General features: G+C 33.2%; 14 protein-coding genes and 1 tRNA gene. 7 read left to right on the forward strand and 8 right to left on the reverse strand.

Annotated elements, in window-relative coordinates; translation table 11 throughout:
• Nucleotides 1–420 precede the first annotated feature (420 nt).
• Nucleotides 421–2,436 carry a hypothetical protein gene (locus H601_RS0112975; protein WP_026711887.1) on the forward strand — a complete coding sequence of 672 codons (2,016 nt, stop codon included), beginning with the start codon at nucleotides 421–423 and terminating at the stop codon, nucleotides 2,434–2,436.
• 15 nt (nucleotides 2,437–2,451) lie between these two features.
• On the opposite strand, the gene H601_RS0112980 is transcribed toward H601_RS0112975, so the two are convergent.
• The 8 genes from H601_RS0112980 to H601_RS0113015 all read right to left on the reverse strand — a co-directional run bounded on the left by H601_RS0112980 (nucleotide 2,452) and on the right by H601_RS0113015 (nucleotide 12,811).
• Nucleotides 2,452–3,600, reverse strand: coding sequence for a DUF3871 family protein (locus tag H601_RS0112980; RefSeq protein ID WP_026711888.1), 1,149 nt, complete (start codon nucleotides 3,598–3,600; stop codon nucleotides 2,452–2,454).
• Nucleotides 3,578–4,645: an AAA family ATPase gene (locus H601_RS0112985; RefSeq protein WP_342663361.1), complete on the reverse strand. Its 1,068-nt coding sequence runs from the start codon at nucleotides 4,643–4,645 to the stop codon at nucleotides 3,578–3,580. The genes H601_RS0112980 and H601_RS0112985 overlap by 23 nt, the downstream gene beginning before the upstream one ends.
• A 177-nt stretch (nucleotides 4,646–4,822) precedes the next feature.
• On the reverse strand, nucleotides 4,823–7,324 hold the full coding sequence (locus tag H601_RS15835) for a DEAD/DEAH box helicase family protein (protein ID WP_051220759.1): 2,502 nt from the start codon (nucleotides 7,322–7,324) through the stop codon (nucleotides 4,823–4,825).
• Between the two features lie 53 nt (nucleotides 7,325–7,377).
• Complete coding sequence (locus H601_RS0112995; RefSeq protein ID WP_026711890.1) at nucleotides 7,378–8,583, reverse strand: site-specific integrase; 1,206 nt, start codon at nucleotides 8,581–8,583, stop codon at nucleotides 7,378–7,380.
• Between the two features lie 235 nt (nucleotides 8,584–8,818).
• Nucleotides 8,819–8,891, reverse strand: a tRNA-Met gene (locus H601_RS0113000).
• Nucleotides 8,892–9,233: 342 nt separating this feature from the next.
• Entirely contained in the window at nucleotides 9,234–9,884 is a 651-nt protein-coding gene (locus H601_RS0113005) for a response regulator (protein ID WP_026711891.1), read from the reverse strand.
• Nucleotides 9,885–9,887: 3 nt separating this feature from the next.
• Complete coding sequence (locus tag H601_RS0113010) at nucleotides 9,888–11,654, reverse strand: sensor histidine kinase (RefSeq protein WP_026711892.1); 1,767 nt, start codon at nucleotides 11,652–11,654, stop codon at nucleotides 9,888–9,890.
• Nucleotides 11,655–11,812: 158 nt separating this feature from the next.
• Nucleotides 11,813–12,811, reverse strand: coding sequence for a GntR family transcriptional regulator (locus tag H601_RS0113015; protein WP_026711893.1), 999 nt, complete (start codon nucleotides 12,809–12,811; stop codon nucleotides 11,813–11,815).
• A gap of 103 nt (nucleotides 12,812–12,914) precedes the next feature.
• On the opposite strand from H601_RS0113015, the gene H601_RS0113020 reads away from it, so the two are divergent.
• From H601_RS0113020 to H601_RS0113045, 6 genes are all read left to right on the forward strand, one after another.
• Nucleotides 12,915–13,970 (forward strand): aldose epimerase family protein, encoded by a 1,056-nt coding sequence (locus H601_RS0113020; RefSeq protein ID WP_051220760.1) that lies wholly within the window; start codon nucleotides 12,915–12,917, stop codon nucleotides 13,968–13,970.
• 10 nt (nucleotides 13,971–13,980) lie between these two features.
• Nucleotides 13,981–15,072, forward strand: a complete 1,092-nt coding sequence (locus tag H601_RS0113025; protein WP_026711895.1) for a glycoside hydrolase family 53 protein — start codon at nucleotides 13,981–13,983, stop codon at nucleotides 15,070–15,072.
• Nucleotides 15,072–16,076: a glycoside hydrolase family 53 protein gene (locus tag H601_RS15840; RefSeq protein WP_084139989.1), complete on the forward strand. Its 1,005-nt coding sequence runs from the start codon at nucleotides 15,072–15,074 to the stop codon at nucleotides 16,074–16,076. The genes H601_RS0113025 and H601_RS15840 overlap by 1 nt, the downstream gene beginning before the upstream one ends.
• A 5-nt stretch (nucleotides 16,077–16,081) precedes the next feature.
• Nucleotides 16,082–18,484, forward strand: coding sequence for a beta-galactosidase GalA (gene galA / locus H601_RS0113035; RefSeq protein ID WP_026711896.1), 2,403 nt, complete (start codon nucleotides 16,082–16,084; stop codon nucleotides 18,482–18,484).
• 10 nt (nucleotides 18,485–18,494) lie between these two features.
• On the forward strand, nucleotides 18,495–19,676 hold the full coding sequence (gene galK / locus H601_RS0113040; RefSeq protein WP_026711897.1) for a galactokinase: 1,182 nt from the start codon (nucleotides 18,495–18,497) through the stop codon (nucleotides 19,674–19,676).
• A 149-nt stretch (nucleotides 19,677–19,825) separates the two neighbouring features.
• Nucleotides 19,826–20,875 (forward strand): UDP-glucose--hexose-1-phosphate uridylyltransferase, encoded by a 1,050-nt coding sequence (locus H601_RS0113045; RefSeq protein WP_026711898.1) that lies wholly within the window; start codon nucleotides 19,826–19,828, stop codon nucleotides 20,873–20,875.
• The last annotated feature ends 2 nt before the right edge of the window (nucleotides 20,876–20,877 follow it).

Here is a 20,877-nt window from a genome sequence, read left to right on the forward strand (position 1 = left end):
CTGTAGCCCGATACTTTGAACAAAGAAATATACTTCTTTACCGTGTTTCTGGAAAGTGAAAGGTACTTGCTGATAAATAAATTACTCTTGCCCTTGCAATGAAATTTAATGACTTTTCTTATCTTACTCATGTCTGTTATTTTATTTGCCATAATTCGTTTTTCAACGAATTTAGGTGGCTAACAGCATGAAAAAAAGTAGTATTTTTCGGTGGTCAATTTCAACCGGAAAGTGGTGGTCATTTTGACCCGAAATTAGGTGGTCATTTTGAATCGGAATCGATGGTCAATTTGCTCCGGAATTAGGTGGTCAATTTGACCGTTTTTTCCAATAACCCCGAGAAGAATAATAAACTTTATTAATCAACTTGCAACATATTACATTCAAAACCCTAAAATTGAATTAAGATATTTTTCAATTGTGATATTAAAAAAAGACATACTTTTCAATGGCGTAATCAATGAAAACATCATAAATAGAAGTAAGTATTTAGAAAAATTGGACACATTTTTTACTGAAGATGTAAATCTTGAACTTAACTTAGCTAAAGTAATTTATGGAGTTGATAAGGATATAGATGCTCAAGAATCATTGTTACATAATGTAATTGAAGAAAGACTTAAGAATTTCAATCAATTTGATAATGATATTTTGAGTCTACCATATTTTTATACTTACTTTCACAAATACTTTAAAAAGTTTATTGATAGTGCTGGAATGGAAGGATTTACAAATGACAAATATTTTGATGATGTTACAAATATTTTGAACCATCTAGAGCCATTTTTTATTCAAGAAAACAAGAAAAGTATATTTAAAGATTTATGGGAGTATTATTATAAGAAAATTGCAAAAAATAGATTTACAATTTTCAATGAAACTGTAATTGGTGTTTGTAAAAGTTGCTCTAAAAAATCAAAAATTGAATTAATCAATAAATCATTAGTCAGTATAATTGGGGATAATTCAAAAGAGATAAATGGATTCCCAAAAGAAAATCAAATTTTATATATTAATTTTTTAAAGGAGGTTGACTCTTTTATAACTCAAAATAAAAATTTTAGTTTTAAAGATTTATCTATTAATGAACAAGAAATACTTGCTGAATTAATAATTAATTTAATAAGTGATGATAAAGAACTTTATAGAAAAATTAAAGTTAAGTTATCAATTGAAAATTTAAAAGCATTTCTTATTGACGAACCATTTGATGAAAATTTGAACTCTACAAAATTGATTCAATATAAAAATGAACTTTCATTTTTAAGTCAAGAAGAAAATCTAAATTTTATAGAAGAAAATGTAAACACCAATTGGATAAATAGAACTTTTAATAGTTTAGAAGAAATTGAGGCATTAGTATTTTATCATACTATTTTCAGTAATATTAATATTGATAAAATTTCAAATATTTCATTTTCATCCATAGTTGATTTAATTCTAAAAGCAGATAAAAATATTGATTTGACAAATGCATTTCTATTAATTTTTATTAATTATAATCAAGCAAAAACAAATAATATTGCAAGTGAATTTAATCAGGCTATAGCTAGATTTGGTGGTATTACTTATCAAAATATGACCAAAAAAGTCAAAGAGTATTCTACTTATGAAAAGTTGTACAAAGTATTGGATTTATGTATTCATTTTGATGAAAGTAATAATATTAAAGATTTTGCATTAAATTTATTTAAGTCAAACACTATTAAATTAAACAATGAAAGTTTTAATTGGATTTTAGAGAATTATACAAGCTTAAATTCAAGAGTTTTAAATATTAATGATTTCAATCTTTATGATTACTTAAATAGAAATGCTAAAAATCATGAGATTGTAATTGAAAATATTGATGTTGAATTAATTATTAAATCAAGTAAATTTTTAAATACAGAATTAATTGAAAAAGCAAATGATTATCTTCTAAATCACATTAAAAGTAATAGGGCTTTTCTTCAAAATACTACTACCAATGAATATAAGCTTTTTGAAAAACTTTTAGATTTAGACAAGATAAAAAAGGAATTTTTTGAAGACAATTTTATTCATTCATTTGGTAATTTAGTAATTAACAACAATCTACCTATACAAATTTCTAATAAACAAATAATTAAAATTAAATCCTATATCAATGCTGAAAAATTGAAGTTAATTATTGAGTCAAACCTTAATAGAATAGTTGGTAGAAACAAGGTATATATTTTCTCACCAGAAATATTTTCATTTTTTGACAGAATTCAAGGCATGAATAAAAATAGAATTTTACAATCAATTCTGGATAATTTAGATTTTTATAATGAACAATTTTTAAATCAAGTTATGGTTTCACAAAATGCTAGTTTAATTAGTGCTTTGAGAAATAATTTATTAAGTCATCCTAACAATCAAATTAAAGACTTGGCTATTAAAAAAGGAATAATTGAACCCAATCCCAATTAAGGGATTGGGTTCTTCTCAACTCAAAAACCAATGATAGTTAGAGCTACCATTTAGTGTTTTTAACAAGCCATTTGAGAAATCAAAGGCATTAACTCCTCTTGAGAGGAAAGTGTCAATATAGCTTGATTTATTAGCTTGAGTAAAGAGGTTATATACATTCCATAGGTTGATATCTCCATTTTCATTTCTGCTAAAACTAGTGTCTTCGTAATAGTCTTTTGCTATAGTGTTAAGCTGACCATCATTGAAATTTAATACAGGAATATTTAGCTTGTCTTTTTTAGGCAAGTGCTGATATAGCCTTGTCCTGCCTAAAAGAGTTGCAAACTGATGTTCTGTAAGTGAGTGTTCAGAAAGTTGCTTCATTTGTACTAATTGCTTTTCTGCATTAAAATTGTTCAACACTTCTAAAATCTTGCTTTGTAATTCTTGATACGAACTTACACGCATTTCCTCCACAAATCCATCACTTGATACAGCAAGGTTACAACATACTTTAACTTGGAAACCTATAAAAAACTTGAACTTTTCAATAGTCTTTTTGTTGTATAGGTTCTCTAAATTATAGCTTCTTACTCCACCAATACAAAGAGCAATTTCATTACCATTAATTGTATCAACAATACTAGGTATTCTAATAATGAATGCCATTCTTTCAAAGTATTGTGTTCTTTCGTGGTCTAGTAAATCTTTAGCTTGTTTATTAATAGCATCAGGAGTTCTGCCTTTAATTTGGTGTGAAACTCTTACTTCTGGTTCATCAAATATATGATGAGGGAATACTCTACTAACACAATCTTGTGCAATTTCAACAAACTCTTGATGTGCAATAGTCCTTTCATTATCTTTTGAAAATACTGGTATTACACAATCACTTTTTAAGGTGTGTAAACTAATTTCTGAAGTGTTAGCTTCAATAAATGGTTTAGGTACAAATAAGCTAGTTTCTGTAAGTTTTGGAGTAGTTTCTACAGCAATAATCTCATTAATCTTGCTAGGTAGCATAACTTCATTATCTATATCAATATTTTCACTTTTAGGATAATTCAATATAGTTTTAGTGCCATTTGGATTTACTCTTTGTAATACCAATGTTGGTTCTGTAGTACTACTATTATTCTCTATTATGGTAGTAGAATTTTCAGTGATGAGTTGTGTGTCCATTTGTTGAAAAGGATTTAGGGTTTAACAATAATTCTTTTGAATTGATGGTGTCTTTTTGAATTTTAAAATCGTACTCTAGTAATTCACGCCACGAGCTGTATTGATTGTATAAAACTTTCAATTCATCAACTGTTTTAGTAGCTTTAATTTTCTCTCTAGCATCTTGTAAGTTAGTACCAGAATTACACCATTCTAAAATCCTTTTACCTGTTGCAGAATTAATAACAAACTCAGGTTTATTCATAAATAGCCCTGTTCTGTCCTTACTTGCTCTAGCTAAATGATTGTCATTGATTAACTCGAAATTGACTGTAAGCTCATATTCAAAACCTTCTCTAGTTATTTCTTTAGTACCAAACTTTTGTACTTTCAATCTGCCATTAGCATCTTTGTCAATGTCATACTCAATTTTTCTTCTAGCTGTAGTAATGATATGGCAACTTGATTGTAGAATTTTATCAATAAAGGCTTGATGTCTTGGTGTTACAATAGCCCAATCTTGGAATCTACCACCTAGTTTTTCGTGAATATCCAAACATCCACCTGAACCATTCCATTCATGGGTAATAGAATCCACAATTACAACTGAAATATTTGAATTCTCACATAATGTAATTGCTTCAATATATCTTTCAGGTGTATAAGGAGCAGAAATATCTATAACATAGAAATTTCCTAAATCTGAGTACAATGATGCAGAGGAGTTTTCAGTGTCTATAACTGCTATTTTGCTCCAATCATTAGTCATACCATAGGCTAATAATAATGCTGACTTAGTTTTACCAAAGCCAGAAGCTCCACTTATCCCTAAACGAAGCTTAACTTGTTTTCTTTCTGATTGCTTTAATTGCATAGTAATAAAATGTTTAAGTTGATTAATTTGTATATAAAAAAATAGCCAAAAGTAATTTTTGGCTATTAGCTTTAAAATGTTTTTTAATGGGTGTTTTTGGTTGCTATTGTGGTAGAAATTTAGTAGCTTTGTGCTATACTCAAACCTACTACAGAGTAGTCCTCCTCCAAGTTCGTGCGTTGTTAAATCCAAAGATTTTTCTAGGGTGGGAAGATTAAAAAGAAACCCTATTAGTTGTGAAATAGAAACTAAACCTATAGAGATATTTCTATAAGTCTAGCTGGAATTTGAGGTTTTTAGGAAAGTTTAATTACGTCCACTTTTGACACAATCCTATATAGGTAAATATCAAAATTGGACGAGTTAAAATTATATTGGAGTATGTATTAATTTTCCATCTACAATTTCATAATTAATATAGTCCAAATACTCATCAGAAAATGAAATATCTGCGGGACTTACGAAGTCTAGTACCTCTTCAAAATTTGGTAATTCATAGATAGAGTTAATTACTTTTACAATCCTTCTAGGTGGAGTTGATTTTTTGTAATTTTCAGTTTCAAAAAAATCATCAATTAGTTTAGTATAAAAAGATTTTACTTTTTGTTTAAATGTATGTGTAGGTTTAAATCTCTGTTTAAATTCAAAAATATTATTTCTTATAAATCTATCCTGAGTAACAAAATAGTCAATCATACTTTCAAATATAGCTTGTTCTTGCTCATTAACAAATCCTCTTGGTGGTGTAGCTAAAACATATCTGTAATCTCCTCTAGTTGAGGAAGAACTTGTTTGAATACTTTGAATTATTTTATTTCTGAAATGATTAAGTGTTCTAAAAGCATTTATTCTTTTAGTTGTAAATTCATCTGAAATATAATCATTCAAATTTAATCTCTCTGCATGTACAATACCAAAAGAAAAGTAATCTTTTCTTGAAAATTCATAATCTCTAAATCCTCTTAAAGATGTGTAGTTCATTGCAGAAAAATAAGCATTTGGATAAATAATCCTCTGTATAAAACCAATTAATTGTACTTCAAATTTTCTGTTTTTATACTCTTTTATTGTATCAAACCTTTCATCATTAACTTTCAGTTTTAACCTATAGCTATTGAATAAGTTGTTTCTAAATTCATGATAAAACCATAAATCAGAACTATCTCTATATGTCATTTGATAAGTTTCTGAATCCATATACATTTTATAGAAATGTTGTAACCTGTTTTGGATTTTATTTTCCTCAAATATTATGAGGGGTTTGTAGGTAACTCCCTTTAAATTGCAATTAATAAACTGATTAGTAATAGCACAATAGGTAATATATGCAGATAAATCTTTACCAAAAAACTTAAAATTGTTAGCAAGATAATCCTCTCCGTATTCTAGTTGGAATAATTTAAACTCAGGGAAGATTAATCTTACTAGCTCATCTCTTTCTGAATTTTTTACTTCTTCAATTTCATTAAGAAGATTCCCTCTGTATTCCTCTTCATAAAATTTACGTAGTATTTCATTTTGAGTATTTAATGGGACATACTTTACTAGTTCTTTTGTAGCTGAGTGGTCTTTTATAATTTCATAGAATTTGGCAAATTCAAGTTTTAATTCATCATCAAATGGTAATGTTAAATAATCAAAACTCTCTGGAGGAGGCAATATAATGTGTATTTCTCCACCTCTTTTTCTTTGTCTTGCTAAAGCTTGAACTACAGATATTATACCATTACTAAAAATTCCATTAAGATTTTTAAATGGCATTCCCTCTCCTTTGTGAGGCATGATGATAATATAAGCATGATTGGTTTTTTCTATACTTACGCCTGTTTTGAAATTTGTGCCAACATTACAATCTGTCTTACTAAACCTATTTGTTACTTCTAACTTACCCATTCTTTGATTTGAGTTTAAATCAGAAGTACAATTTTGAATTCTAGTATTGTATTTATAAAGTTCTTTGCTAACCCCATCATTTTTTGGATTGGTCATTTCATCAGCTAGATTTTTTGAATATGACAAAATATCAACTTTTTTACCTCTCTCCAATGCGTCTTGTACAACTGCTACAATTTGCTCATTGTCATTTTTAAAATATTTGGCAGGGTTGTAATGCAAGTATAAGGCACTTTGATTTTTTGGAATCCTTGTTCTTTTTGACTCAATGATTTGTATATTTTTATCTGTTAATTCAGCTAGATATTCTATTACAATCTTTGAAGCTTCATTGAATGTAGCACTTATGATAAAATTCTTGTGTATTACATCTTTCCATTTCCATAGATTGAAAATGAATTCTTCTTTAAAGTTGTGAATTGCATCATGAATTTCATCATAAATAAAAACTACCTTTTTGTTTTTTGCTTTACAATGCCTAGCTAAATCATTAAGGTATTTTCTTTTAGCTTGGGAATTAATAAAAGCATCTTCTCCCGGATTACCTAACAAACCATTTACTGTGATAATATGTATTTTTTTATCAATATATGATATATTGTTTTCTTGACCAATATACTCATATCTGTAAATTTTATTTTCTGGAATTTGTTCGCATGAAATATCATTAAAATACTGTTCAACAAGACTTACAAATGGAGAAGCTATAAAGATTAGGTATTCTTGATTTTTATCAAAATAATATCTTTTGGCAATCTCAATAATTGAATAGGTTTTACCTTGACCTACTGCTGCATTTACAACAACAGTATTTTTCTCATCTAGAATTATGTTAGATTGCAATTGCTCATTAATCCAACCTAATCTATTAGGTTCAATAATTATTTTATCATCAACATTAAATAAAGGAAAATCTTGAGGATTTATTTCTTTAAATTCTATTGGAAAATCTTGAAAGTGTGTGTTTGGTAAAGCCATCAGTAATAAATAATTGTGCTGTAAATATACTACAACACAATTATTTATCAAATCTATTTGTTTAGTCTATCAGAAAGGTTTGCAACTTGTTCACTAACTTTTCTTTGAACCACTTTAGCATAATGCTCTTGTGTGGTAGATAGCTTTGAATGCCCCAATAATTCACTCACAATTTCCATTGGCACATCATTATAGAGTAATACTGTTGTTGCAAATGTTTTACGAGCTATATGGTGTGTAAGTTTCTTTTCAATACCAATTATCTCAGCTACTTCTTTAATGTAAGAGTTAAATTTTTGATTAGAAATTATTGGCAACAGCTCTTTATCTGATTTGTATTTATCAAGAATCTCTAAAGCTTTTGGGAGTAATGGCAAAGCAAATTGTTTCTTTGTTTTTTGCCTGTACATATCAATCCAAAGTTTATTATCAAACTTCTTTACAATATGCTTAGCTTTTAAACTAGCCATTTCTTGATAGGGTAAACCTGTATAACAACAAAACACAAACATATCTCTCACTTGTTCTAATCTCTTTTGTGAAAACTTGTAATTTTCTAAGCTAGATAATTCTTCAGGGGTAAGATAAGTAATGTTATTGATTACTTTTTTGGGCTTGTACAAAATAAAGGGATTTGTTACTAAAAAACCCTCAGCTAAAGCAAGTTTAATAATTTTAGATATTCTCTGTATGCTTTTATTGATGGTTATTTGTTTGAAGTTTTTTTGTGTTTTAAGATAAAAATCAAAATCCTGTAAAAACTTTAAACTTATATCCTCTAGCTGTATATTACGCTTTTTAGTTGTGTAATACAGAAAATCCTCAGTGTGCTGTTTGGCTTCAATAAATTTTGAATGTGTAGATTTTGAATACTCTTTACCTATCAACTTTTCCATTCTTGAATTATGCAATTCAAAAACTTCAATTAAAGACTTTGCAGGTTTTACATCTTCACCCTTATACTTTAGGTAAATATCATCTACATCAAAATCATCATTCTGAACTTGTAGAAATAAAAAAGCCTGATTAATTTCTTGTTTAATCAGGCTCAGTTGAGTGTTTATTTGAGTGTTCTCTACATCAGGAGGAACTACTTTTTGTAATGTGTTGTTCCAATTATCTGGATTAACAAATATGCCTGTTGCAAATGGCTTTCTTTTACCTAGATATGTGATTCTGCAAACTAATGGAACTAATCCTTTTTTGTTTTTTCTTGTAGCAGAAATCACAAACAATATTTTAATTGGTTGTGTTGTCATTAGATAGTTTATTAGTTATTATTGAAATTTTAGATATGCAACCCATAGAATTTAGATATGCAACCCAAATGTTAGCCTTTTTGCAACCCAATTTTAAAAAGTTGCAACCCTAATTGTATGCCTCGCTTTATTAATTTATGAGATTTATTAGAATGGCTGATTTCAAGAGAAGTATTGATTTTACTGAAAAGTATAGACATAAAAAAACTCCAATCTTTCAATTGGAGTTGCTTAGTAGCGGGAACAGGACTCGAACCTGTGACCTTCGGGTTATGAGCCCGACGAGCTGCCTACTGCTCTATCCCGCGATTTGTGAGTGCAAATATACAACGATTATTCTAAAAAGCAAGTATAATCAAGATATTTTTATTTTTCTTAACCCTCAATAGGTTTCGAACCCTTCGAGGGTTGATACAGAACAAATATAACATAAACGCAAAACACCCTGGTAACGTGCCAAGGTGTCTTCCAAATTCAACTAAATACTTGTAATATGATGAAAACTCATTACAATTCAAACCAACCAACTTTAACTGCTATGGAGCAAAAGGGGATAAATGTGTCACATTCATCGAGAACAAAAATAAGTCGTTTCGTTGAAGTAGCATGTAGTACTTCATTGGAAGCCATGTAGAAATGATGCTACAAAATTAATGTGCGTGGTAGTACGTAAACACTTCAATCAACGCAGCTAAATGGTCGATTTGTAACTTTTCGTAAATGCGTTTTTTATACGTGCTTACTGTCGTTTTTTGCAGTTGCAAAACATTAGAGATTTCTAAATTACCCAACCCTTTCACCATCAGTCGGGCTACTTCCAGTTCACGTTCAGATAAATGGTCGATCGGATTAAGGGGTTTCCCTTTTAAATAAGAAGTAAAAATAAGTTCTTTGGCCAAATCACTCAAATAACGTCCTTCCGTTACCAAACCGGTTAACGCTTTGCGAATGATTTCTTCATCACTGAGTTTATTGAGATAGGCATTGGCTCCGGCATGATAAAAATGAAGGGCATGCACCTCTTCTTCCAACGCAGAAAATATCATCACTTTACATTCCGGTTGCACCTTTTTGACTTCAGGTAACAACATCAAACTGTTGCCTTCAGGGAAACTCACATCCAAAATCAATACATCTACGTGCTGCTCTTGTAGCAACTGCCTCACTTTTGTAAACGTATCTGCTTGCCGTATCTGAGCATTCGGAAAAAGTTCCCGAACCAAAAAAGCCATCCCTTGACGCACCACTAAATGGTCGTCTGCTAATACAAATTGATAAGGATGTTGCATTACATCACTCATAGGCTACACTTCTTTATCGATAACCAACGAAAAAGCAACTGTTGTTCCTTGGTTTACTTCACTGCTAATGGAAAAACTTCCTTGGTACAAGGTAATGATTTCTCTACACAATAACAAACCAAGTCCTGTACTGACATCATCCAAACGAACCGTCTCTTTTCCTCTTACCACTGCGTCCATAATCATCTCCAAATCCTGAGGAGGAACTCCTTTGCCATTATCTTTGATTTCCACCATCATTCGCCAATAGTGTTCGCCTTGAGGTTGTATAGCCATCGCAATACGAATTGTTCCGTTTTGGGTAAAACGATTGGCATTTCCAATCAAATTATAAAACAATTGTTGAATTTTCACCATATCGGCAGTAGCTTTCACTCCATTAGGCAAGTTTTCAGGTAGCACTAAGGTATTTCCACTTTCATGAACTAAATTTCGCAAAGCGGAAAACAACATCGTTAACTCTTCACTCAAATCAATACTTGTTTTTTTCAACTTCAACCGATGGTTTTCCTTTTTGGAAAAGTCCAATACTTGATTGACCAAAACCAATAAAGAATGAGTAGTGTACTGCAAAGAATGAAACACTTCCTTCGTTTCTTCGTCCGAAAACCGTTGACTTAATCGTTTGCTAAACACCCCAATCAAACTGAGTGGCGAACGAACTTCATGACTCAACATGCCAATGATTTTTGTCTTGAAAACCAAATGCTTTTGAATGGTTGAATTGGCTTCTGTCAAGTGGTGCTCTTTTTGAAAGGCCAATCGCGTAACCATCCATAAAAACAAAGTGAGTAACACCAAACCAAAAATCAACATAAACAAAGAAAACGCTCGAATAGAATGAACGGTTGCAAGTTGTTCCGCCTCTGCCCTTTCACTTTCCCGATACAGCTGATTGGAAATACGATTGAATGCTTCCAACAATTGATGACTTTCATTGACCAATGCCTCATTCAAAGCCATTAAAGCCGCATCTTCTTTTTTTAAACCATAAAAACGATGTTGCAATTGCGTGAATTGCTCTTTATAATGTTCAGCTGCTTTATCCAACAAACGTTTCATTTGTTGTTCAACCGTTCCGGAAGTTGCCGTTTTACCGTATTTCATTTTCACGGTATTTTCTACAATCTCTTTTTGGATTTCTACCTTACCGGAAAAGGCAGCCATCAATCGGGAAAACAATCCTTTTTTGGATGCCGGATCAGCTTTGATTCGGGTTTCAACTTCAACATTTTCCAACACTTCTTCTGCAGGAAAAGGTTGAAAACCTTCCGCATTGTTTTTTATAAAGGTGGAATCTGACAAATACTGTTTCATTACAACGTCAAGTTCCTTTTTTAAAGCAAGAAAATTTTGTTCTTTTTGTTGCTTTACATGCATCAATTGCTTCCAACGCTGTTGCTCAGCAGTCATGCCATGCAAAGTATCCATACGTGATAAAACGCCATCCATTAAAGCAAAATAACGGTCTAGCGAAGCGGGTTCACGTTTTAAAAAAAAGTTTTGCAGTTGCCATTGTGCATCTAAATAATCACTACGCGTTTTATCAGACAATTGCCGAACCGTATCCGCCAATCGTCTTTCCTTTTGCAAATCATTAACCTTGCTTTGATTAATCCACTCGTTATAAAGTGTGAGCCCTAAAAAGAATTGCAACACTATTAACGCTCCCAAAAGCGAATAATGGATTACTTTTCTGTTTTTTGTCGTGATAAAATCCTTTCGGGAAAAGTCTAAAAACTTCCGAATCTTTTCTTGATATGCTGACATTGTATTACCCCAATTTTACAAGTCCAATTAAAATTATTCCAGATTCAAAAACCCCTTTCAAAATCAATAGAATAACGTTTCAAAAATAAAGAGAATACGACAAAGTTAAGTCGTACAAACTGTATTATTTTTGTCGAATTTGTACTACACTTTATTAACTATAGTGATTTACGCCAAATCAACCGACTTGGGTTTTCAATTTGCATTTTCTGATTCTTTAACACCATCTCTCCCAGCTGTTTACCCATCATCTTAAAATCGGTAGAAATAGTGGTGATCCCATTTTCAACCACCTTTTTAAGCGGTGTATCATTATAGGAAATGATGCCAAAATCTTGTCCCAGTTGAAATTGTTGTGCTTTAGACTGTTCAATAACCTGCACCAAGTGACGATCGTTCGGAATAATATACACACTCCCGAGTTCAATTTTTTGATGGTCAAAATCGGTTATCACTTTATGTGTAAAAGCATACTGTTGACAAAATTGAGTGAACCCTTCTACCATTCCCAACGGTTCTTTAAATCCCGGAAAGATCAAAATAAGTTGATTGTAAATCATTAACCGCGGTCTGGATTCTTCCAAGGCATTGAAAATATCCTTTACAAAATTTTGATGTACCGATGGATAGTTAACTAATGCTGAATTGGTTTGATCTAAAATATATACATCATTAACGGGTAATGTTTTTATACTTTCTGCCGCTCCGCTCAAATTCGTTGGCATTATGATGTATTTGGAATAGTTTCCATTACTTTCATTGATTAATTTTCGAAACATATTTAGATTAAAATGATGAAAGAAAATATCAATTTGAGCTTTGTCATTTACCGCTTCTAAAAAAGACATATATAAATCTTCTTTAAACGCATTTAATTCATCAAATAACACCAAAAAACGCTGTTCATAACTAAATTCAACACTTTTCACATAATAACCTTTGCCTAAAATAGCAAAAACAATTCCTCGCTTTTTTAATTCATCATAGGCTAATAAAACCGTATCACGCGAAAGCGAAAACTCTAAACTGACTTTATTAACAGATGGTAAACGATCTCCTTTTACAAGACGCTTCTCAGCTATTGCCAATTCAACTGATTGCACAATTTGTTTGTATTTCGGCAAACCCGATTGATTGTCCACTTGAATGATTTTCATGCTTGCATTTTTAAAAACCGGTGGGAAGATACACAAAAACCGGTAGGTACCGGTATGGACAGAAAAATATATTTTCTACATTTGATGAAAGATTCATAAAAAAATGTCTGAAAAAAAACATATTTCTTCTTTTGCGACCACTGAAATAACAAAATCGTTCGGTTTTTTGTCTAGTGGAGAAGAAATTTTCTTGCATACACTAACCAATAAAAACGGTATGGAATTGTCCGTTATGGACTATGGAGCCACCATTGTATCGTTAAAAGTTCCTATTGCCAATCAACAACTCGTTGACGTAGTATTAGGATTTGATCGACCGGAAGACTATTTGGCCTCTTATCAATTGCCGAGTGCTCCATATTTTGGTTGCGTAGTTGGTCGTTTTGCCGGAAGAATTAAAAATGCTTGTTTTGACCTCAACGGAAAAACAATTTCGCTACCTAAAAATCATGGCAACCATCACCTACATGGTGGAAATAAAGGATTTGGCCAACAACTTTGGAGTGTAAAAAAAATAGAAAAAGGCGATTCACCTTCCATCACATTGGAATATGCTTCTCCTAACAAAGAAGAACATTTTCCGGGAGTTTTGATTACGGAAATCACTTACTTGCTAACGGAATACAATAAACTAGTAATTAAATTTAATGCTTTTACTACAGAAGATACGATAGTCAACCTTACACAACATTCCTATTTTAATCTGGATGGTCACGCTGAAACCATTGAATATCAAAAGCTTTTTGTTAATTCCACTAAAATGCTGGAAATCGATAAGGAAAACATTCCTACTGGTCTGTTGATGAATGTATCCAATTGCCCTTTTGACTTTACGGAAGAAAAAATATGTCCGGTATCGATTGACAACACGTTTGTGTTACAAGAAAAAAACAGAATTGCGGCTTCCCTTTACAGTCCGAAAAATCAACTGAAAATGAGTGTTTTTACCAATCAACCTGCGGTACACATTTATGTAGGTGGAAACTGTTTTGGTCAACTTCACGGCAAAGAAGATGTCTCTTACCATTCCAAAAGCGGCATCTGTTTTGAAACACAACATTTTCCTGACAGTCCTAATCATGCTCATTTCCCTTCCACTTTATTAAAAAAAGGGGAACAATATGAGCATCAAACCTTGTTTGTTTTTGAAACGCTATAATTTTTATGTTATGAAAAAGATAATCTTACTATTGCCATTTCTGTTTTTACTGGTGAATTGTTCCGATGATTCTAACCCAACCAATGACGATGACAATCCAATCGTTCCGGTTGATACCTACATTCGTGCGGCTGACATGTCCTTTTTGCCTCTAATTGAAAGTGAAGGAACTGTTTATTTTAATGCCAACAACCAACCGGAGAATGCCTTAACAACTTTAAAAAACGCGGGTTGCAATACCATCCGTATTCGTTTGTGGAAAGATCCTATTGATGCTCAATCCGGATTTACGCAAGTAAAAGCATTTGCTCAACGCGTAAAGCTAGCCGGTATGAAATTGTGGTTAACCGTTCATTATTCAGATACTTGGGCCGACCCCGGACATCAAACCACACCGGAGACTTGGAATGGATTATCGTTTGCCAATTTAAAAAATGAAATGGTAGCTTATACCGAAACCATCATGACCGAAATACAACCGGATATTATTCAAATTGGCAATGAAATCAACAGTGGTTTGTTGTGGCCATCCGGACATCTAATCAATAATGAAAGTCAATGTTTAGAATTGTTGAATGCGGCGAGCACTGCTATTCGAGCCAAATCAAATACCACAAAAATCATGTTGCATTATGCCGGAATTGGTGCCGGAGCAACTTGGTTTTTCAATAAAATGAGCCCTGTAAATTATGATTACATCGGACTTTCATACTATCCGGTTTGGCATGGTAAAAATCTTTCCGACTTACAGTCAACCATTCAAAGTCTTGGTCAAACCCATAACAAAAAAGTGATCATTGCAGAAACAGCATATCCTTTTACATTAGGTTGGAAAGATTGGACCAACAACATAGTAGGACTTGAAAACCAACTTATTCCTGCCTATCCTGCCACACCGGAAGGTCAAAAAAACTTCTTACAAGCCATTAAAAATCTAGTACAACAATCGGAATATGGTTTAGGTTTTGCCTATTGGGGTAGTGAATGGATAGCCTTTCGAGGAAATGAATCAACCAATGGTTCATCATGGGAAAACCAAGCACTATGGGATTTTAATAACAAAGCATTACCGGTAATGACGGTATTTAATAAAAGTGAATAATGAAAAATAAACTCTTCCCAATCGTTTTCGGATTATTGGTGTATTGTACGTCTTCTGCCCAAGAATTTGCAAAAGGTGCCGATGTGAGTTGGCTACCACAAATGGAAGCCACCGGTTATCAATTTTATGATGCTGACGGTACCAAAAAAGATGCTTTACAGCTTTTAAAAGACCGAGGAATGAACACCGTTCGTTTGCGTGTTTTTGTGAATCCGTCTGATGACCCACGAAGTGGCCATTGCAGCAAAGAAGAAACCATAGCTTTTGCGGTAAGAGCACAAAAAATGGGTTTCCGAATTATGATTGATTTTCATTACAGTGATTCATGGGCCGACCCAGGTAAACAAAACAAACCGGAAGCTTGGAAAAATTTACCTTTTGATAAACTGGCACAAGCTCTTTATGATCACACTTTTGATGTAATGACCGCTTTGAAAATAGCAAAAGTAAAAACCGAGTGGGTACAAATAGGCAATGAAATTCCGGGCGGTATGTTATGGCCTGATGGCAGTACTGACAATTGGAAGCAATTGGGCATTTTATTAAACAAAGGATATGATGCCGTTAAAGCAGTAGATAAAACTATAAAAGTAATTGTTCATGTTGACGAAGGCGATAATATTGAAAAATTCAGAACGTTCTATGACAATGCTACCGAACAAAAAGTGCGGTATGATGTTATTGGATTATCGTACTATCCGTTTTGGGTTAAAAAAGATTACACCGAAACCATCGCCAATTTGGAAACCAACTTAAAAGACCTCATCATTCGCTACAACAAAGAAGTAATGGTTGTTGAAGTCGGTGGCGAATACGACAAAATTGAAAACACCAAAGCGTTATTGGAAGCCACTATCAAAGCTGTTCGGGCATTACCAAACAAAAAAGGCTTAGGTGTTTTATATTGGGAACCCCAAGGCGAGAAAAGCTGGAGCGGTTATAGCTTGAGTGCTTGGCTCCCCAACGGACAACCTTCACCGGCATTGGATGCTTTTAAAAATTAAATCAAATGAAAAAGACCTTTTACATATTTCTCCTGCTTTGGAGTGTAAGTCCAATAATTGCTCAACAAAAAATCAGTTTAGATGAAGGCTGGAAGTTTCATTTTGGACATTCCGCCAATCCGGATAAAGATTTTGACTATGGTAACAAACTGTTATTTCATAAATCGAATATATATGAAACTACCATTCTTAGTCCAAAATTTATAGATACTACATGGTCAACTGTAAATGTTCCCCATGATTGGGTGGTTGAACTTCCTTTTGTGAAATCTACTACGCATGAAATGGATAGTCATGGTTACAAACCGGTGGGTGGTACCTATCCGGAAACCAGTATTGGATGGTACCGCAAACATTTTTCTGTAGCCAAAAAAGACGAAGGGAAACGCTTTGAAATTCAGTTTGATGGAATTTATCGCAACGCTTCTATCTGGCTTAACGGATTTTATGTGGGTACCAATTTTAGTGGCTATTTAGGAAATACCTATGATGTAACCGACTATATTAACTTTGAAGGCAATAATGTTTTGGTTGTTCGAGTAGATGCAACACAATTTGAGGGTTGGTTTTATGAAGGTGCCGGCATTTACCGCCATGTTTGGTTGACAATTCGCAATTCTACTCATATTCCAACTGACGGAATATTTGCTCATGCTACTATTGACGGTAAAAAAGCAAAACTAACCATTGAAACAGAGGTAGAAAACAAAAACTTAACCGGTTCTACTGCCTTTGTATATTCGTATATTACAGATAGAAATGGTAAACTTCTTGCCAAAACACCTGAACAAAAAGTTGTGCTCGCTGTCAATGGAAAAACTACTTTGAAACAACAACTAAATTTATCCAACATTACACTTTGGTCACTTGAAAATCCTTATCTGTACAAAGTCTATTCCGTAGTTAAACAAAATAACCGGATTGTAGATCAACAAAAAGTGAATTTTGGATTTAGAACAGTTGCTTTTGAAGCTAAAAAAGGATTCTCTCTAAATGGAAAAAACTTCAAAATACAAGGAACTAATAATCATCAAGATCATGCCGGAATCGGAAGTGCTCTCCCTGACTTCATGCAATACTATCGAATAAAATTGCTCAAAGAAATGGGTTCAAATGCTTACCGAGCGAGTCATAATGCTCCCACCAAAGAGCTTTTGGAAGCATGTGACAGTTTAGGTATGTTGGTAGTAGATGAACATCGATTATTGAACAGCAGTCCGGAATATGTTGATCAACTCAAACGATTAATCAAACGTGACCGTAATCATCCTTCCGTAATTTTATGGTCTATTGGTAATGAAGAACAAAACATTCAAGGCAATGAATACGGGAAACGAATTGCCCTATCTTTAATGGCTATTCAAAAAGAATTAGACCCAACACGAACCAGTACCTACGCCGCTGACATGGCCAACGAATACAAAGGCGTGAACGAAGTTATTCCGATTAGAGGATTCAATTACCGAGAGTATGCCGTTGCCGATTATCATCGTGATCATCCCAATCAACCCTTACTGGGAACTGAAATGGGAAGTACCGTTACCACACGCGGAATTTATGAAAAAGATGAAATTAGAGCCTATGTTCCCGATCAGGATATTACACATCCATGGTGGGCTAGCAAAGCCGAAACTTGGTGGAAATTAGCCGCCGAAAACGATTATTGGCTGGGTGGATTTGTATGGACCGGATTTGATTATCGCGGTGAGCCAACTCCGTATAAATGGCCAAATATCAGTTCACACTTTGGTATTTTAGATGTATGTGGCTTTCCAAAAAACATTTATTATTATTACAAAAGTTGGTGGAGCAATGCACCCGTTTTACATATTTCTCCACATTGGAATTGGGAAGAAAAAATTGGTCAACCCATTGAAGTTTGGGTCAATAGCAATGCCGAGGAAGTTGAATTGTTTTTGAACGGAAAAAGTTTAGGCAAAAAAAGCATGCCTCGTAACAGTCACTTAAAATGGAATGTTGTGTATGAACCGGGAACTTTAGAAGCAATTACCTTTAAAAACGGAGAAAAAATTACCTCAAAAGTTGAAACAACAGGTGTTGCAACCAAAGTTCTTGCGGTTGCAAACAAAACAACCGTTTTGGCCGATGGTAAAGATGGTGTAATCGTAAATGTTTCAATTGTGGATGAAAAGGGAAGAGAAGTACCCAATGCCAACAACATGGTCTTTTTTGAACTTGAAGGCGATGGACAAATTATTGGAGTTGGCAATGGTGATCCTAGTTCACACGAACCCGATAAGTGCAGAAATGGTGCATGGCAACGTTGTGCATTCAACGGAAAATGCCAAGTTATTTTACAGGCCGGAAAGACTACAGAAAACTTAGTTTTAACCGTTAAATCAAACGGTTTAGCCAAAGCAAAAGTGGTAATAAATCAAAAAAAATAAGGGTGCAATCATGAAGAAAAAGTTAATTGCTGCTACAACTGCACATTTTAAATCAGTATTCCAGCACGAACCCGAATCGGTTTTCCTATCACCGGGACGAATCAATTTGATTGGCGAACATGTAGATTATAACGATGGGTTTGTGTTACCGGCTGCCATCAACAAATACATTTGTTTTGCGATTTCAACATCACAAACGGATGAATTTACTTTGGTGGCCCAAGACTTGAATGAAACGTATCGTTTTAATTGGAGTGAAACACTTCAACCCGTTGATAAAATGTGGGTAAATTATATGTTAGGGGTTTTGCATCAAATGAAAATGAAAGGATTTTCGTTTGCAGGTCTCAATGTAGTTTTTAGCAGTACAATCCCTATGGGAGCCGGACTTTCCTCGTCTGCTGCACTAGAATGTGGATTCGGTTATGCACTCAATAAACTTTTTAAATTAGGATTATCCCGTGAGGAAATTGCTCTTATCGGACAGCAATCTGAACACACTTTTGTTGGAGTAAAATGTGGTATTATGGATCAATTTGCGAGTGTTTTTGGTAAAAAAAATCACGTTATCAAATTGGATTGTACTTCATTAGAACACGAGTACCATACTGCCGATTTTAAAAATTATACGTTAGTTTTGTTTGACAGTCATGTTAAACACACGCATTTAACTTCTGGATACAACGACCGAAGAAATGAAGTTGAACAAGGTTTGAATACTATTAAAACTCATTATCCAAGTGTTCAAACCTTTCGAGATTGTACTGAAAATCAATTAGAATCTTTACGAAATGAATTAGGTGAAACATTGTACAAACGTTGCCATTTTGTAATTCAAGAAATTCGCAGAGTGAATGAAGCGGTGAAAGCTTTAGACCAAAACCAATTTGAGCAATTAGGTAATCTTATGTTTGAAACCCACGAAGGTTTATCGAAAGAATACGAAGTAAGTTGTGCCGAAGTTGATTTTTTGGTTGAATTTGTAAAAAACAAAAAACAAGTTATCGGTTCCAGAATGATGGGTGGTGGTTTTGGCGGTTGCTCTATTAATTTGGTAGAAAAAGGAAGTGAAAAAGCCCTTTTTGAATCGATTTCGAAAGCTTACCGAGAGCAATTTGGAATTACATTATCGTATTACAAAGTGAAGATTTCCAAAGGCACTTCAAAAGTGAAAAAGAAAATAAAAAATTAATGTAAAACGAGTAAGAATAAATTTTCAAATCAGAAAATTAAACCTGATAGATTTAATAATTGTTATCCTGTTTAAACCTGACAGGTTTTTGAAACCTGTCAGGTTTACCCAATAGAAAAAAATTAATTTGCTTCTTTATAAGAAAAAATATGCAACAATTCAATAGTAACGAACATCCACACCGCCGATATAATCCGCTTTTAGATGAATGGATTTTGGTTTCTCCCCATCGCACCAAACGTCCATGGCAAGGGCAGAAAGAAAATTCTACCTTAACTTCGCTTCCAAAATACGACCCAACTTGTTATTTGTGTCCGGGCAACGAACGTTCTAATGGCACAAAAAATCCTGACTATTCGGATTGTTATGTTTTTGAAAATGACTTTTCAGCCTTATTGAAAGAGGAAGTGGTCATGGAACCTTCAACCTCTACCCTTTTCAAACTCAAACCGGAACGCGGAATTAATAAAGTGGTTTGTTTTTCTCCGCAACACGATTTGACTTTACCGGAAATGGAAATTAGTGCCATTGAAAAAGTCATTCAAACGTGGGCAGCACAATACATTGAATTGGGCAATCATGATTTTATCAATTACGTTCAAATTTTTGAAAACAAAGGAGCGGTAATGGGTTGTAGTAATCCGCATCCGCACGGACAAATTTGGGCTCAATCTTCGTTGCCTACTCAGGTGGAAAAAACGCAAAAAAACCTTCAAAAATATTTTGAACAACATAAAGTAAGTCTTCTAAAGGCTTATTTGGATGAAGAATTGAAATCAAATGAACGACTAGTATATGAAAATGAGCATTTTGCAGTAGTTGTTCCTTTTTGGGCTACATGGCCATATGAAACCATGATTATCAGCAAACGTCATTTTGGAACCATTATCGCTATGAGTAAAGAAGAAACCTTAGCTTTTGCAGATAGTATCAAAACAATTACGGTTAAATACGACAATCTTTTTGAAACCTCTTTCCCTTATTCTTCGGGAATTCATCAGGCACCAACCGACCGTTTAGCTCATCCGGAATGGCATTTTCATATGCACTTTTATCCGCCATTGTTGCGAAGTGCAACCGTAAAAAAATTCATGGTAGGGTATGAAATGATGGGAGAAGCTCAACGAGATATTTCCCCGGAAAAAAGTGCTGAAATTTTAAGAAACTTATCTACTTTGCATTATAAATTAGAAAACTAAAC

The sequence above is a fragment of the Flavobacterium filum DSM 17961 genome (assembly GCF_000425465.1).
Taxonomy (GTDB): domain Bacteria; phylum Bacteroidota; class Bacteroidia; order Flavobacteriales; family Flavobacteriaceae; genus Flavobacterium; species Flavobacterium filum.